The following is a 14422-nucleotide window of genomic DNA, read 5'->3' as shown; positions in this document are numbered from 1 at the left end:
CCCTGATCTGGCCGGGATGCACAAGTTGCGTCCGAAGTGGGGGCAGGCCGCACAACCATTCAGGGGAGGCTCGTGGTGCAGGATGCTGAGCGCACCACGGAGAACACCACGAGCGGAGACGGCGGGATGAACGCCGGTCCGGCGGGCCAGGAACCCGCAGCAGGACGACCCGATCCCGGCATAGCCCGGATCCGGGAGGCGGCCGCGGGTGTGTGGGCCGATCCGTGGTGGACGCTGCCGAACCTGCTCAGCGTGATCCGGCTGGCCGGCGTGCCGGTGTTCCTCTGGCTGCTGCTCGGCCCCAAGGCCGACCTGCTCGCGCTCCTGGTGCTGGTGATCAGCGGCATCACCGACTGGCTCGACGGTAAGCTCGCCCGCTGGCTCAACCAGTACAGCCGCATCGGCGAACTGCTCGACCCGGCCGCCGATCGCCTCTACATAGTCGCCACCCTGGTCGCCTTCGTGCTGCGCGACGTGGTCCCCTGGTGGGTCGCCGCCGCGCTCGTCATCCGCGACGTGGTGCTCACGCTGTGCCTGCCGGCGTTGCGATGGCACGGTTACGAGCCGCCGGACGTGCACTACCTTGGCAAGGCCGCGACCTTCTGCCTGATGTACGCGTTCCCGCTGTTGCTGCTGGTGCAGGAGGACTTCCCGCTGTCCGATGTGGTGCGCCCGATCGCCTACGCCTTCACCTGCTGGGGCGGCGCGCTCTACCTGTGGGCCGGCATCCTCTACCTCGGGCAGGTGGTGGCGGCGGTCCATCAGGCCCGCGCCAAACCGGTCTGAGCACCGCTCGGTCGTCCCGCGCGAAGGGCACCTCCCGTTGAGCAAATCGGCAAGAGGTGCCCTTGGTGCGGCATGGGTGCGGCATGGGCTCGAGAGTCGCCTTGCGGCCTGTGCCGCGTGGTGAATACGCTCGCCGAGCCGATCACGTGAACCTCGTGGCCGGTGATCCACAGCACCAGCGGACCAGGAAGGCGGGACCACGTGGCGGCCCCGGACGAGATCAAGTACACCGAAGAGCACGAATGGGTTCAGCGCACCGGCGACGACACGGTGCGCATCGGGATCACCGAATACGCCCAGCAGCAGCTGGGCGACGTGGTGTTCGTGCAGCTGCCGGAACCCGGCCAGCAGGTCACCTCTGGCGAGTCGATGGGCGAGGTCGAGTCGACCAAGAGCGTCTCCGAGATCTACGCCCCGGTGAGCGGCGAGGTGATGGCCCGCAACGAGCAGCTGGAAGACGAACCGGAGCTGGTCAATTCGGCACCGCTGGGGGGCGGCTGGATGGTCGAGCTCAAGCTCGCCGACCCGGCCCAGCTGGACGCCCTGCTCGACGCCCAGGCCTACCAGAAGCTGACCGAATCCTGATCCGACCAGGCAAGATCGTCGGACTGTCGGGGGCCGGTAGGAAAATGTCGGGAGTCCCGCGTTCCGTGCTTGTACCTGCACTGTACGTTGGGTACATACTTGGCACGATCTATCCGCGTAGAGGAGAGCTCAGGTGAGCCAATTCCCCGGGCACGGCGATGTTCCGCCGGAGCAGTCACCGGAGACCACCTCGGTCTTCAGGCCCTTCCTCTCGGAGCCGGAAAGCACCGAGAGTGCGTCCCCGGAGCCCGCCGCCGCATCCGCATCCGCATCCGGGGTCGATGCGCTGCCCGCAGGGTCCGCCCTGCTGGTGGTGAAGCGCGGCCCCAACGCGGGGTCGCGATTCCTGCTGGACCGGGAGACCACCAGCGCGGGACGACACCCCGACAGCGACATCTTCCTCGACGACGTCACGGTTTCCCGTCGGCACGCCGAGTTCCGGCGCGAGGGCAACGACTTCGTGGTCGTAGACGTCGGCAGCCTGAACGGCACCTACGTCAACCGGGAACCGGTGGACACCTCGGTGCTCGCCAACGGTGACGAGGTGCAGATCGGGAAGTTCCGCCTGGTGTTCCTTACTGGTCCGATCGATGGGGGCCCAGGCGCCCGCTGAGGACGCCCTGGGAACGACTTGTCGACCCGCCAGCGGGGCGACGCCGAAGCGGCGTCGCCCCGCTAGCGCGTCAAGGTACTGCGCAGCCGAGATCAACTGCATCCTCGCACGGGGAATTTCCCGACGTCTCAACCGGTTTCCACGTTGCAGCGGTCCTCTTTCCACCGGCCCAACGGGGCGGTGGGCGGTGTATCGTGCTGGTAATGCTCGATAAGGAGCTCAGCCAGTGGTTCGGGCCAGATGCACCGGCAGGAAGGCCGCGAATTCGGTGGTCGACCAGACCGCTAAGGGATGGGCGTGTCCGCCGCAACGCGGGTAGCGTCGGAGGCGTCGGTGCGCGATCCTCGACGGGGATGTCACGCTTCGGCGCGCTGGAGGAGGCGATGTGACGATGAGCAGCGAGATGCGCGTCGTCGGCGTGCGAGTTGAACTACCAGCAAACCAGCCGATTCTGCTGTTGCGCGAGGCGCACGGCGAGCGTTACCTGCCGATCTGGATCGGCTCGGTCGAGGCGACCGCCATCGCACTCGAGCAGCAGGGTGTGCGGCCGCAGAGACCCCTGACCCACGACCTGCTGAAGGACGTCATTGGGGCCCTGGGACGCGACCTTGAACAGGTGCGGATCACCGATCTCCAGGACGGCACCTTCTTCGCCGAGCTGGTGTTCGACGGGGATGTGCGGGTCTCGGCGCGGCCGAGCGACTCGGTGGCGCTGGCGCTGCGCATCGGGGTGCCGATCCACGCCGACGAATCGGTGCTGGACGAGGCCGGGCTGATCATCCCGGACGAGCAGGAGGACGAGGTCGAGAAGTTCCGCGAGTTCCTCGACTCCGTGTCGCCGGAGGACTTCCGCGGCGCGGACACCTGAGCCTGCCGATCGACCCGACGAGACCTCCCGGCCCCCGTCCGCGCGCTGCGGGCGGGGGCCGGGTCGTCCGGGTGCCCGCGCGTCGCGTTGACCTCCCCGCGGGGCAGGCATACCGTCGAACTTACGCGAATTGCCCCGGTGTGATTCGGCCGCTGGGCGGTGTTCGCGGCCCCGGATCGCGACGGTCCGGGAGCTGGTGATCGTCGTCGTCGGCTTCGTGCCGGACGAGGGGAGGCAGGCGTGGTCGAGGAAGCGCCCAACCGGGAGGCTGCCGCGGAGCAGGGCGAGCTGTTCCCCGACGCCGCACTGCCGGACGAGCTGGTCGGCTACCGGGGCCCGGCCGCCTGCCAGATCGCCGGCATCACCTACCGCCAGTTGGACTACTGGGCGCGCACCAAGCTGGTCGGCCCGTCCATCCGCAGCGCCGCCGGCTCCGGCTCGCAGCGCCTCTACTCGTTCAAGGACATCCTGGTGCTCAAGGTGGTCAAGCGACTGCTGGACACCGGGGTTTCGCTGCACAACATCCGGGTCGCGGTGGACCACCTGCGCAACCGAGGAGTGCAGGACCTGGCCCGGCTCACGCTGTTCAGCGACGGGACGACGGTCTACGAGTGCACCTCTGCCGAGGAGGTGGTCGACCTGCTGCAGGGTGGCCAAGGGGTGTTCGGCATCGCCGTCAGCGGCGCGATGCGCGAGATCAGCGGCACCATCCACGACTTCCCGGCCGAGCGGGCCGACGGGGGCGAGCTCGTGCCGCTGGTCGACGACGAGTTGTCCCGCCGCCGGCGCGACCGGCAGGCTGAAACGGGCTGATCGCGGCGGGCCCCGGCCGGGTGGTGTGCGGCCGGTGACATCACGGGTCCGCTCGATCCCCTGGTCGGGTAAGCTGCGGCACATCGCCGACCCCGTGCGGGAGAGTCCGGCCCGGCTTCGGCCGTGGTCGGCGCCGAAGGAGCAAACCTCCCCGCCAACCTCTCAGGCCACCTGGACCGCACGGGCGAGATGCCTCTGGAAAGAGGATGCACCACGGCTGTGGTGCATCCCGCCGACGGTGCAAGCCCGGTTCCCGGGTGAAGCTCTCAGGCGTTCGCTTCGCGGACAGTGACAGAGGGGGAGAGCAGGCAGTTCCGGCTGTTCTGCCGCCCTTTGCCCGCCGCGACAATTGAGGTTTGGCGATGACCGACGTGACGCACGATCGCATTCCACTGGCCGCCCTGGAGCACGGAACGCCGTTCGCCGACCGGCACGTCGGGCCGATGCCGGCGGAGCTTGCCCGCATGCTCGACGTGATCGGCGTCGGCTCGTTGGAGGAGCTGGGTCAGAACGCCGTGCCGGACACCATCCGGGAAGGCGACCTGCAGCTGGCGCTGCCCGAGCCGGCCACCGAGTCCGAGGCGCTGGCCGAGCTGCGCGAGCTCGCGCGCCGCTGTCGCCCGCACGCCGAGATGATCGGGCTGGGCTACTACGGCACGGTCACGCCGCCGGTGATCCTGCGCAACGTGCTGGAGAGCCCGGCCTGGTACACCGCTTACACCCCGTACCAGCCGGAGATCTCGCAGGGTCGGCTCGAAGCGCTGCTGAACTTCCAGACGATGGTGGCCGACCTGGCCGGGGTGCCGGTGGCCAACGCGTCGATGCTCGACGAGTCCACCGCGGCGGCCGAGGGCATGACGCTGGTGCGCCGCGCGGGCCGGTTGAAGTCGCCGCGGTTCGTGGTGGACGCCGACACGCTGCCGCAGACCATCGCGGTGATCGAGACCCGCGCGGAGCCGCTGGGCATCGAGATCGTCGTTGCCGACCTGTCCGCCGGCGCGCAGGCGCTGCCGGAGGACGAGTTCTTCGGCGCGCTGCTGTCCTACCCGGGTGCCTCCGGCGCGGTGCGCGACCAGGAGCAGATCATCGCCGAGGTGCACCGGCGCGGCGCCAAGGTCGTCGTCGCGGCCGACCTGCTGGCGTTGACGCTGCTGCGCTCGCCCGGCGAGATCGGCGCGGACGTGGTGGTCGGCAGCACCCAGCGATTCGGGGTGCCGATGGGCTTCGGCGGCCCGCACGCCGGATTCATGGCCGTGGCCAAGGGACTCGAACGGCAGCTGCCGGGCCGGTTGGTCGGCGTGAGCGTCGACGCCGACGGCAACCAGGCCTACCGGCTGGCGCTGCAGACCCGCGAACAGCACATCCGCCGCGAGAAGGCCACCAGCAACATCTGCACCGCGCAGGTCCTGCTGGCCGTCGTGGCGTCGATGTATGCCGTGTACCACGGCCCCGCCGGGCTGCGGTCCATCGCGACCCGCGCGCACCGGATGGCCGCCGTGCTCGCCGAGCAGCTGCGCCGCGGCGGGGTCGAGGTGCTGCACCGGGAGTTCTTCGACACCGTCGTCGCGAGGGTGCCGGGCAAGGCCGACGACGTTGTCGCCACGGCCCGCCGGGGCGGCATCAACCTGCGCCGGGTGGACGCCGACCACGTCGGGATCAGCTGCGACGAGACCACCACGCGGGCGCATCTGGCGGCGGTGTGGCAGGCCTTCGGCGTCACCGTCGGCGACGCCGACGAACTCGACATCGAGACGCCGGACGCGCTGCCCGTGGCGCTGGAGCGCACCTCGGAATACCTGACGCACCCGGTGTTCCACACCCACCGCTCCGAGACCTCGCTGCTGCGCTACCTGCGGCAGCTGTCGGACAAGGACATCGCGCTGGACCGCAGCATGATCCCGCTGGGCTCGTGCACCATGAAGCTCAACGCGACGGCCGAGATGGAGCCGATCACCTGGCCGGAGTTCGGTTCGCTGCACCCGTTCGCGCCCGCGCAGGACGCCGAGGGGCTGCTGTCGATCGTCAAGGACCTGGAGACCTGGCTGGCGGAGGTCACCGGCTACGACGCGGTGAGCCTGCAGCCGAACGCCGGTAGTCAGGGCGAGTTCGCCGGGCTGCTGGCGATTCGCGCCTACCACCGCAGCCGTGGTGCCGCCGACCGGGACCTGTGCCTGATCCCGGCGAGCGCGCACGGCACTAACGCCGCCAGCGCAGTGATGGCCGGGATGCGGGTGATCGTGGTCCGCTGCGACGACACCGGAAACATCGAGCTGGAGCACCTGCGCGAGCTGGTCACCGAGCACGCCGACATCCTCGCCGCGATCATGATCACCTACCCGTCCACGCACGGCGTGTACGAGGACACCGTGCGCGAGGTGTGCGGCCTGGTGCACGACGCGGGCGGCCAGGTGTACGTCGACGGGGCGAACCTCAACGCCCTGATCGGCTTGGCGCGGATGGGCAAGTTCGGTTCCGACGTCTCGCACCTGAACCTGCACAAGACGTTCTGCATCCCGCACGGCGGTGGCGGGCCGGGCGTCGGCCCGATCGGCGTGCGCGAGCACCTGGCGCCGTTCCTGCCGAACCATCCGATGCAGCCCGCGGCCGGACCGGTCTCCGGCGTCGGCCCGATCAGCGCCGCGCCGTGGGGCAGCGCCTCGATCCTGCCGATCTCCTGGGCGTACGTGCGGATGATGGGTGCCGACGGCCTGCGCCGCGCGACGCTGACCGCGGTGGCCGCCGCCAACTACGTCGCCCGCCGCCTGAACACCTACTTCCCGGTGCTCTACACCGGCAAGGGCGGCTTCGTGGCGCACGAGTGCATCCTTGACCTGCGGCAGATCAGCAAGACCAGCGGAATCACCGTCGACGACGTCGCCAAGCGGCTCGCCGACTACGGCATCCACGCGCCGACGATGTCTTTCCCGGTGGCCGGGACGCTGATGGTCGAGCCGACCGAGAGCGAGAACCTGGCGGAGCTGGACCGCTTCTGCGAGGCGATGATCGCCATCCGCGCGGAGATCGACAAGGTCGTCGCCGGGCAGTGGCCGGCCGACGACAACCCGCTGGTGGGCGCCCCGCACACGGCGGCCTCGCTGGCGAAGGACTGGGACCACGCATACTCCCGCGAGGAGGCGGCCTACCCGCTGGGCACCGATGTGGTGAAGGTGTGGCCGCCGGTGCGCCGCATCGATGGGGCCCGCGGCGACCGCAACCTAGTCTGCTCCTGCCCGCCCCTGGACGCCTACCAGTCGTGAGGGGACGTCCGTTGGGAAGCGCCTCCGGTCCGCCGTTGCGGCCGGGGGCGCTTCCGCGTTCGGGGTGGGTGCGACACGCCCGGCCGGGTTCGGTTTGCGTGCGGTGTGGGCGGGGTGACACGGTGGCCCGGTCATCTGACCGGCTCCGAGAGGAAGTGGAGCAATGCTCACCATCAGTGAGAGCGCGGCGGAGGTCATCAAGCTCGTCCTCGTCGGCGGCGACTCTCCGGAAGGTTCCGGCCTGCGCATCGCGCCGGCCGAGCAGGGCCTGCAGGCGTCGATCGCCGACCAACCGCAGGCCGGCGACGAGGTGATCGAGGAATCCGGCGTGCGGGTGTTCCTCGAATCGCAGGTCGCGACGTTGCTCGGCGACAAGGTGTTGGACGCCGAGCAGGACGCCAACGGGGAACTGGCGCTGGCCGTTCGCGACTGACCGAAGGGACTTGAACCGTCGGCTCGGGTGTTTTGCCCGGGTCGACGGTTTTTTGCGCCGAACTGCGACCTAGGACTCCTGCCAGGTACTGGTGATAGCGGTATTGCGGCAACTACTCTCGATGCGCAACTGCTCAGGTTGGGAGGGAATGCGTCGTGCAGACCACCACGCTCGCCATGCACATGAGTGACGGGCTGCTGAACGCGCAGACGGCGCTGCTGTTCGCGGTCGTGGCGATCGCCGGGCTGGCGGTCGCGCTGGCCAAGGCGCGGGCCGACCTGGACGACCGGACGGCGCCGATGGCCGGGCTGGTGGCCGCGTTCGTCTTCGCCGCGCAGATGATCAACTTCCCGGTGCTGCCCGGCGTCAGCGGGCACCTGCTCGGCGGGGCGCTGGCGGCGATCTTGGCCGGGCCGTGGGTCGGCGCGCTGTGCGTGGCGATCGTGCTCGTGGTGCAGGCGCTGCTGTTCGCCGACGGCGGGCTGACCATGCTGGGCGCGAACATCACCAACATGGCGCTGATCGGCACCGCCGTCGGCTACCTCGTCGCGCTCGCGCTGCGCCGCCTCGCGCTGCGCAGCCGCCCCGGGTTGCTGGTGACTGCCTTCGTCGCGGCCTGGGTGAACACCGTCGCCGCCTCCGGCGGCTTCGTCATCGAGTACGCGCTCGGCGGCGCCGCCGGTTACGGCACGGGCACCGCTGCGCTCGCGGTGGTCGGGGTGCACTGCCTTATCGGCATCGGAGAGGGCGTGATCACGGCCGCCACGGTGGGTGCGGTGGCAGCCGCCAGACCGGACCTGGTCCACCTGTTGCGCATCGGGACGCAGACGAAGGAGAACGTGCGATGAGTGCGTCGCGTCGGCGTTTCCTGTTGGTCTTCGGCCTGTTTATCCTCGTCATCGCGGGCGGGGTCGCCTACTTCGCGGATTCCGACCCGGACGGCCTGGACGCGGTCACCCAGCGCGGCTGCACCGTGGTCGAGACCGACCAGGGCGAGCGGTTGGACGGCCAGTGCATCGCGCAGCACGCCCAGGACCACGCGCTGGCCGGCGGTCCGCTGGCGGATTACGCCGTCGGTGGCGATGACCGCTGGACCGGGGTGGCCGGCGTGATCGGCGCGGTGGTCACGCTCGGTGCCGCGGGTGGTTTGTTCTGGGGCCTGCGTCGCCGGACCGGAGGCGAGTAGCAGTGGGTGCCGGCCACGCCGGCGCGCTGCATCTGCCCGGCGATTCGGCGCCGCACCGCATGCCGCCCGAGGTCAAGATCGTGGCGGCTTTCCTGATGGTGCTGTGCGTGGTGGCGACGCCGCGCGAGGTGTTCTGGGCTTTCGGCGGGTATGCCGGGCTGCTGTCGGGGCTGGTGCTGGTGGCCAGGGTTCCGCCGCGCTGGCTGGCCAGTCGCCTGCTGATCGAGGTGCCGTTCGTGGTGCTCGCGTTGGTGCTGCCGTTCACCGCGGGCGGCGCGACGACGGAGTTGGCGGGTTTCGCGCTGTCCACCGAGGGGCTGCTGGCGGGCTGGAACATCTTGGCGAAGGGCACGCTCGGGCTGGCCACCTCGCTGCTGCTGGCCGCCACGACCGCGCCCCGGGAGCTGGTGGTCGGCCTGCAGCGCCTGCGCGCGCCCAGGCTGCTGATCACCATCATCACGCTGATGCTGCGCTACGCCGAGGTGATCGTCGCCGAGGCCAAGCGGATGCGGGTCGCGCGGATCTGCCGCGGCCACGATCCGCGGTTCCTGTGGCAGATCGGCGCGACCGCGCGCGGGATCGGGAGCCTGTTCATCCGGTCCTACGAGCGCGGCGAGCGCGTGCACCTGGCGATGGTGTCACGGGGTTGGCAGGGTGCGATGCCCGAGCTGGGAGAATCGCGCCGGACATCATCGGCGGCGTGGTGGCTGGGCATGGCGCCACCGGCCGTCGCCGCAGTCGTGCTGGGAGTCGCCTTGTGGACCGCCTGACCGAATCACTGCCGGAGCGCACCGCCGAGTCGGATTCCGCTCCGGCGCTGGAGGTTTCCGGGTTGGCGTTCCGCTACCCGGACGGCCACCGCGCGCTGACCGGGGTGGACCTGCGCGTCGAACGGGGGGAGCGGGTCGCGGTGCTCGGCCCCAACGGCGCGGGCAAGACGACCATGACGCTGCACCTCAACGGCGTGCTGCGCGCCGGCTCGGGCAGCATCCACGTCGGTGGACTGCCGGTGGATTCGCGGAACTTGAAGGAGATCCGCCGCCGCGTCGGGCTGGTGTTCCAGGACCCCGACGACCAGTTGTTCATGCCGACCGTGCGGGAGGACGTCGCGTTCGGCCCGGCGAACTTCGGGGAACGCGGCGAGGCGTTGGCGGAACGCGTCCGGTCGGCGCTCGACGCGGTGGGCATGGCCGAACACGCGGACCGCTCGCCGCTGCACCTCTCCGGTGGTCAGCGCAAGCGGGTCGCGCTGGCCGCGGTGCTCGCGTGCCAGCCGGAGCTGCTGGTGCTGGACGAGCCGTCGTCGAACCTCGAACCGGTGGCCCGGCGCGAACTAGCCGAGGTGCTGCTGGCCTGGGGCGGCACGATGCTCATGGTCACCCACGACCTGCCGTACGCGTTGCAGCTGTGCCCGCGCAGCGTGCTGATCGACGACGGCACGGTGGTCGCGGACGGTCCCACCGCGGAACTGCTGGCCGACGCCGAACTGCTGGCCGCGCACCGCCTCGAACTGCCTTACGGCTTCCGGATTCCCTGACCTCGCCGCCCGTTGCTGGTTCCCGCGTTCTGCGGTGACCGGCTTTCTGGGATCGCTTGGCGTCCTCAGCGCTGGTGCGTGGCCGGGGCGGGCTCCAGGAAGACCACCGGCACCTCGTTTTCCAGCACCACCTTGCCCAGCAGGTCCGCGAGTGCGCCGCGGTCGGTGTCGCTGAGGCCGGCCGGCAGCCTTTCGACCCTGCGGCAGGTCTCGGCGTAGAACTCGTCGACGAGATCGCGGCCCTCTGCGGTGAGGGCGACCCGGACCGCGCGCGCGTCCTCCGGATCCGCCTCGCGCTGGACCAGGCCGCGCTGGGCGGTCCGGTCCACCAGGCCGGTGAGACTCGATTTCGCCAGTCCCAGCATCGCGCCCAGCTCGCCCATGCCGTACGGCTGTGCCATCAGCACGCACAGCAGCTGCCCTTGCTGCGGTGTCAGCCCGTATTCGCGACTCGACTCGGCGTACACGGCATTCACGAGGAAAGCGGAACGTACCAGCGCGGTGACGACCCCCATCGCCTCACCTGAGGTCTTGCTCATTCGCCCAAGTTACCACCGAACGACCCGGTGATTCGTATCGCGAATTACCGTGAGCGCTTTTCGGTGCTATAGCGCCGAAAAGCGCTCACGGGTCCCGGCCCTTAGGTAACCAGTTGTGACCGACTGCTCGAACGTGTTATAGGTACCTCGTGGTTACCAACGAGGACAGCATCCTCAAGCGCGGGAATCTGACGGATCCGAACTGCCCGACCCGTCTGGTGCTGGACCGCATCGGGGACAAATGGACGGTGCTGGTGGTGACGCTGCTGTCCGACGGTCCGATGCGCTTCACGCAGCTGCGCACCGGAATCGGCGGGGTGGCTCCGAAGGTGCTGACGCAGACGTTGCGCGCGCTGGAACGCGACGGCTTGCTGATCCGGACCGTGTACCCGGAGGTGCCGCCGAAGGTGACCTACGAGCTGACCGACCTCGGGCATTCCCTGCGTGGGCCGGTGGAAGCGATCGCCGACTGGTCCGAACGCAACGTCAACCGCATCCTCGCCGCCCGCGCCGCCGCCGGCGAAAGGTGATCACGCCGGCTGGGCGGCCCAGTCGAGGATCTCGCGGCAGGTGTCGATCAGGCGTTGCCGCAGGACGGCGGCCTCGGTGGCGAAGTCGCGCTGCCGCCGGACGTAGTCGGCGCGGCCGTCGGGGGTTTCGATCGGTACGGGCTCGTAGCCGAGGTCGCGCAGGTCGTACGGGCTGGCCCGCATGTCGAGCTCCCGGATCCGAACCGCGAGCTCGAAGCAGTCCGCGACCATTTCCGCAGGGACGAACGGGTCCAGTTTGTAGGCCCATTTGAAGAGATCCATGTTCGCGTGCAGGCAGCCCGGCTGCTCCAGACGCACCTGGTCGGCGCGTTCAGGCTGCAGGGCGTTGCGCGGTCGGGCCTGCGGGGTGAAGAACCGGAACGCGTCGTGGTGCGTGCAGTTGATCGGCATCGACTCGACGACCTCGTCGGTGCCGTGGTGGCCGAGCCGCAACGGCCACCCGGTGTGCCGGATGTCCTCCGGTTGCGTCCGGTAGACCATGGCCCACTCGTGCAGGCCGAAGCAGCCTAGCCGGGCCTTGCGGGACGCCGTGGCGGTCAGCAGGCCGAGCACGAATTCGGTGCTGCCGCGGCGTTTCTTGGTCAGCGCGGCGGGATCTAGCGCGACGCCTTCCGGGGTCTCGACGAACCCCTTGCGGGCCAGGAACTCCTGGCCGTCTGCCAACGCGACGCCGACGCTCGGCTGCCAGCGCTCCAGCCGGGCCGGGCGGAAGGAGTAGTACTCGAAGAGGAAGTCCAGCACCGGGTGCTTCTCGTGCTGGCGCTGGCGCTGGCGGTGCGGCTGCGTCCAGCGCGCGGCACGTTCCCGGTGGGCGGCCTGCCGGGACCGCCATTCCTGCTCGGACAGCACAATCATCGAAGAGAGCACCTCCCGGCCGTTAGCGCACGTGGGTGGCGTCGCGGACGGTGCCGACGTATTCCTCGACGAGGTCTTCGAGGGCGACGATGCCGATGGGTTGGCCGGTGGTGTCGGTTGCGGTGGCGAGGTGGCTGCCTGTGCGGCGTAGGGAGGTCATGGCGTGGTCGAGGCGGGCGTGGGCTGGGACGGTGGGTAGTCGTCGGATGCGGGCGGGGGCGATGGGAGTTGTGGGGTCGTGTCCGGCTTGGTCGAGAACGTCTTTGATGTGGAGGTAGCCGGTGAGTGTTCCGTCGTCGCGGCGGAGGGGGAATCGGGAGAATCCGGTGTGGGCGACGGCTTGTTCGACGTCGCCGAGGGTGGGGTGTTGCGGGAGTGTGGTGAGGTCGGGCAGGGGGACGAGGACGTCTGCGACGGTGTGTTCCACTGAGGACAGTGTTTGGGCGAGTCGGCGGTGTTCGGATTGGTCGAGGAGACCTTCGCGGCGGGATTCGACGAGGAGTTCGGCGAGTTCGGCGGAGGTGTAGGCGGTGTCGAGTTCGTCTTTGGGTTCTACGCGTAGCAGGCGGAGCACGGTGTTGGCCATCATGTTGAACAGGGCGATGAGTGGCCGGGCGAGTTTGACGAAGCCGACCAGGGGTGGGACCAGCCAGAGGGCGAGTCGTTCGGGTTCGGCGATGGCGAGGTTCTTGGGGACCATTTCGCCGACGAGGACGTGGAGTATGACCACGATCGCTAGTGCGATGGTGAACGCCACGGCGTGGGTGATGGTGTCGGGGATGCCGAGGGCGGTGAAGGGTGTTTGGAGTTGGTGGGCGACGGCGGGTTCGCCGAGGCGGCCCAGGCCCAGGGAGCAGAGGGTGATGCCGAGTTGGGCGCTGGTGAGCATCAGCGAGCCTTCCTGGCTGGCTTTGATCACCACTCGGGCGCGGGTTTTGCCTTGGGCCAGCAGCGCTTGCAGCCGGTCCCGGCGGGAGGACAGCAGGGAGAACTCCGCGCCCACGAAGAACGCGTTGAGCAGCAACAGGACAACACCCAGCACGATCGCGAAACCGTCGCTCATCGAACCTCCTCCACGGCCTCGGCGTGGGTCGGCTGGTGGGTGAGGCGCAGTTCTGCGATCCGGTGGCGGTCCATCCGGGTGACGGCCAGCCGCCATCCGTCCGGGATGAGGTGGTCGCCGACCTCGGGAATGCGTCCCAGTCGAGCCAGCACGAAGCCGGCAACGGTCTCGTATTCCCCGTCGGGCATGGCGAATCCGGTGGCCTCGGCCAGTTCGTCCGGGCGCAGTCGTCCGGAGATGATCCAGGTGTCGTCACCGAGGCGGCGCACCGCGGCGATTTCGCGGCGGTCGTGTTCGTCGCGGACGTCGCCGATGATCTCCTCGACGACGTCCTCCAGGGTCACGATGCCCGCGCTACCGCCGTACTCGTCGACCACCACGGCCAGCTGCAACCCCGATCCGCGCAGCCGGTTCAGCAGCGCGTCGCCGTCCAATGTCTCCGGCACGGTCGGCACCGGGCGGGCCAGCGACCTCACCGGGGTCGTTTCGCGGAGTCCGGCGGGGACGCCGAACGCTTGCTTGACGTGGACGACGCCGTGGATCTCGTCCAAATCACCGCCGTGCACGGGGAAGCGGGAGAACCCGGTGCGGCGGGCGGTGTCGAGCAGATCCATCACGCTGTCGCCGGCGGTCAGGGATTCCACGCGGACGCGGGGGGTCATCAATTCCTCGGCGGTGCGGTCGCCGAAGCGCAGCGACCGGTCCATCAGTTGCGCGGTCGAGGAGTCCAGCGTTCCGTGTTCGGCGCTCGAGCGCACGATCGAGCCGAGTTCTTCGGGGGAACGGGCGGACCGGAGTTCTTCTTGGGGTTCGATGCCGAAACGGCGCACGACCCAGTTGGCGCTGTTGTTCATCGCATCGATCAGCCACCGGAAGACCTGCGAGAACCGAGCGTGGTAGCCCGACACGGCACGGGCGGTGGGCAGTGGGCGGGCGATGGCGAGGTTCTTGGGCACCATCTCCCCGAAGACCATCGACAGGGTCGTGGCCAGCAGGATCGCCAGCGTCAGCGACACCGCCCCGGCCGCCTCACCGGGCAGCCCGAGCGCGGTCAGCCCCGGGCGGATCAGGTCACCGATCAACGGCTCCGCCACGTACCCGGTGACCAGCGTGGTCAACGTGATCGCGACCTGGGCGCCGGAGAGCTGGAACGACAACGTCCGGTGCGCCTTCTGCACCGCCCTCGCACGCCGGTCACCGACCTGACGGACATGCGCGTCCACCGTGCTGCGTTCCAGGGACGTCAGCGAGAACTCCGCGGCAACCGCCAACCCGGTGCCCAACGTCAACACGCCAACGAAAACAAGGCCGAGAACGGCCAACAGGATGTCCATCA

Annotated in this window: 16 protein-coding genes and 1 riboswitch; of the genes, 12 read left to right on the top strand and 4 right to left on the bottom strand. The window is 69.6% G+C overall.

Annotation, left to right across the window (positions count from 1 at the left end):
- Positions 1 to 72: 72 nt before the first annotated feature.
- The 11 genes from FDZ84_RS35815 (at position 73) to FDZ84_RS35765 (ending at position 10078) form a co-directional block, all read left to right on the top strand.
- Positions 73 to 786 carry a CDP-alcohol phosphatidyltransferase family protein gene (locus FDZ84_RS35815; protein WP_190815259.1) on the top strand — a complete coding sequence of 238 codons (714 nt, stop codon included), beginning with the start codon at positions 73 to 75 and terminating at the stop codon, positions 784 to 786.
- Between the two features lie 201 nt (positions 787 to 987).
- Positions 988 to 1371 carry a glycine cleavage system protein GcvH gene (gcvH, locus tag FDZ84_RS35810; RefSeq protein WP_168589443.1) on the top strand — a complete coding sequence of 128 codons (384 nt, stop codon included), beginning with the start codon at positions 988 to 990 and terminating at the stop codon, positions 1369 to 1371.
- 133 nt (positions 1372 to 1504) lie between these two features.
- Positions 1505 to 1984, top strand: coding sequence for a glycogen accumulation regulator GarA (gene garA / locus FDZ84_RS35805; RefSeq protein WP_168589442.1), 480 nt, complete (start codon positions 1505 to 1507; stop codon positions 1982 to 1984).
- 391 nt (positions 1985 to 2375) lie between these two features.
- On the top strand, positions 2376 to 2852 hold the full coding sequence (locus FDZ84_RS35800) for a bifunctional nuclease family protein (RefSeq protein WP_029534961.1): 477 nt from the start codon (positions 2376 to 2378) through the stop codon (positions 2850 to 2852).
- A 240-nt stretch (positions 2853 to 3092) separates the two neighbouring features.
- Entirely contained in the window at positions 3093 to 3665 is a 573-nt protein-coding gene (locus FDZ84_RS35795; RefSeq protein ID WP_168589441.1) for a MerR family transcriptional regulator, read from the top strand.
- Between the two features lie 87 nt (positions 3666 to 3752).
- Positions 3753 to 3854, top strand: a riboswitch (glycine riboswitch).
- Between the two features lie 173 nt (positions 3855 to 4027).
- A complete protein-coding gene (gene gcvP / locus FDZ84_RS35790; RefSeq protein WP_168589440.1) occupies positions 4028 to 6922 on the top strand; it encodes an aminomethyl-transferring glycine dehydrogenase in 2895 nt (964 codons plus the stop codon).
- Between the two features lie 163 nt (positions 6923 to 7085).
- Positions 7086 to 7355: a HesB/YadR/YfhF-family protein gene (locus FDZ84_RS35785; protein ID WP_168589439.1), complete on the top strand. Its 270-nt coding sequence runs from the start codon at positions 7086 to 7088 to the stop codon at positions 7353 to 7355.
- Positions 7356 to 7531: 176 nt separating this feature from the next.
- Positions 7532 to 8203, top strand: a complete 672-nt coding sequence (locus FDZ84_RS35780; protein ID WP_168590602.1) for an energy-coupling factor ABC transporter permease — start codon at positions 7532 to 7534, stop codon at positions 8201 to 8203.
- Positions 8200 to 8541 carry a PDGLE domain-containing protein gene (locus tag FDZ84_RS35775; protein WP_168589438.1) on the top strand — a complete coding sequence of 114 codons (342 nt, stop codon included), beginning with the start codon at positions 8200 to 8202 and terminating at the stop codon, positions 8539 to 8541. Before FDZ84_RS35780 ends, FDZ84_RS35775 begins: the two co-directional genes overlap by 4 nt.
- A 2-nt stretch (positions 8542 to 8543) precedes the next feature.
- Complete coding sequence (gene cbiQ, locus FDZ84_RS35770; RefSeq protein ID WP_168589437.1) at positions 8544 to 9311, top strand: cobalt ECF transporter T component CbiQ; 768 nt, start codon at positions 8544 to 8546, stop codon at positions 9309 to 9311.
- Entirely contained in the window at positions 9299 to 10078 is a 780-nt protein-coding gene (locus tag FDZ84_RS35765; RefSeq protein WP_168589436.1) for an energy-coupling factor ABC transporter ATP-binding protein, read from the top strand. Before cbiQ ends, FDZ84_RS35765 begins: the two co-directional genes overlap by 13 nt.
- A gap of 65 nt (positions 10079 to 10143) precedes the next feature.
- Here the strand turns inward: FDZ84_RS35765 and FDZ84_RS35760 are convergent, their stop codons facing one another.
- The gene (locus tag FDZ84_RS35760; protein WP_210435331.1) at positions 10144 to 10617 is read right to left on the bottom strand and encodes a MarR family winged helix-turn-helix transcriptional regulator; all 474 of its coding nucleotides are present in this window, start codon (positions 10615 to 10617) and stop codon (positions 10144 to 10146) included.
- A 149-nt stretch (positions 10618 to 10766) separates the two neighbouring features.
- Here FDZ84_RS35760 and FDZ84_RS35755 point away from each other — a divergent pair, with 149 nt between their 5' ends.
- Complete coding sequence (locus tag FDZ84_RS35755) at positions 10767 to 11147, top strand: helix-turn-helix domain-containing protein (protein ID WP_168589435.1); 381 nt, start codon at positions 10767 to 10769, stop codon at positions 11145 to 11147.
- Here the strand turns inward: FDZ84_RS35755 and FDZ84_RS35750 are convergent, their stop codons facing one another.
- From FDZ84_RS35750 to FDZ84_RS35740, 3 genes are read right to left on the bottom strand one after another with little or no spacing between them, the layout of a single operon-like run.
- Entirely contained in the window at positions 11148 to 12023 is an 876-nt protein-coding gene (locus FDZ84_RS35750; protein WP_168589434.1) for a 3-methyladenine DNA glycosylase, read from the bottom strand. It abuts the gene before it with no gap.
- Between the two features lie 22 nt (positions 12024 to 12045).
- Positions 12046 to 13086: a hemolysin family protein gene (locus tag FDZ84_RS35745; RefSeq protein ID WP_168589433.1), complete on the bottom strand. Its 1041-nt coding sequence runs from the start codon at positions 13084 to 13086 to the stop codon at positions 12046 to 12048.
- Complete coding sequence (locus tag FDZ84_RS35740) at positions 13083 to 14420, bottom strand: hemolysin family protein (RefSeq protein WP_168589432.1); 1338 nt, start codon at positions 14418 to 14420, stop codon at positions 13083 to 13085. The genes FDZ84_RS35745 and FDZ84_RS35740 overlap by 4 nt, the downstream gene beginning before the upstream one ends.
- Positions 14421 to 14422: the final 2 nt, after the last annotated feature.

This window comes from Saccharopolyspora sp. ASAGF58 (genome assembly GCF_012277335.1).
In the GTDB taxonomy this organism is placed as follows: domain Bacteria; phylum Actinomycetota; class Actinomycetes; order Mycobacteriales; family Pseudonocardiaceae; genus Saccharopolyspora; species Saccharopolyspora hattusasensis.
This window is presented reverse-complemented; position numbering and strand designations above follow the sequence as displayed.

What these genes read in the sequence shown, in the direction of transcription:
- FDZ84_RS35800 (WP_029534961.1), top strand. Translation starts at nt 2,376, where the DNA reads ATGAGCAGCGAGATGCGCGTCGTCGGCGTGCGAGTTGAACTACCAGCA.
- gcvP (WP_168589440.1), top strand. Translation starts at nt 4,028, where the DNA reads ATGACCGACGTGACGCACGATCGCATTCCACTGGCCGCCCTGGAGCAC.
- FDZ84_RS35785 (WP_168589439.1), top strand. Translation starts at nt 7,086, where the DNA reads ATGCTCACCATCAGTGAGAGCGCGGCGGAGGTCATCAAGCTCGTCCTC.
- FDZ84_RS35780 (WP_168590602.1), top strand. Translation starts at nt 7,532, where the DNA reads ATGCACATGAGTGACGGGCTGCTGAACGCGCAGACGGCGCTGCTGTTC.
- FDZ84_RS35775 (WP_168589438.1), top strand. Translation starts at nt 8,200, where the DNA reads ATGAGTGCGTCGCGTCGGCGTTTCCTGTTGGTCTTCGGCCTGTTTATC.
- FDZ84_RS35760 (WP_210435331.1), bottom strand. Translation starts at nt 10,617, where the DNA reads ATGAGCAAGACCTCAGGTGAGGCGATGGGGGTCGTCACCGCGCTGGTA.
- FDZ84_RS35750 (WP_168589434.1), bottom strand. Translation starts at nt 12,023, where the DNA reads ATGATTGTGCTGTCCGAGCAGGAATGGCGGTCCCGGCAGGCCGCCCAC.
- FDZ84_RS35745 (WP_168589433.1), bottom strand. Translation starts at nt 13,086, where the DNA reads ATGAGCGACGGTTTCGCGATCGTGCTGGGTGTTGTCCTGTTGCTGCTC.
- FDZ84_RS35740 (WP_168589432.1), bottom strand. Translation starts at nt 14,420, where the DNA reads ATGGACATCCTGTTGGCCGTTCTCGGCCTTGTTTTCGTTGGCGTGTTG.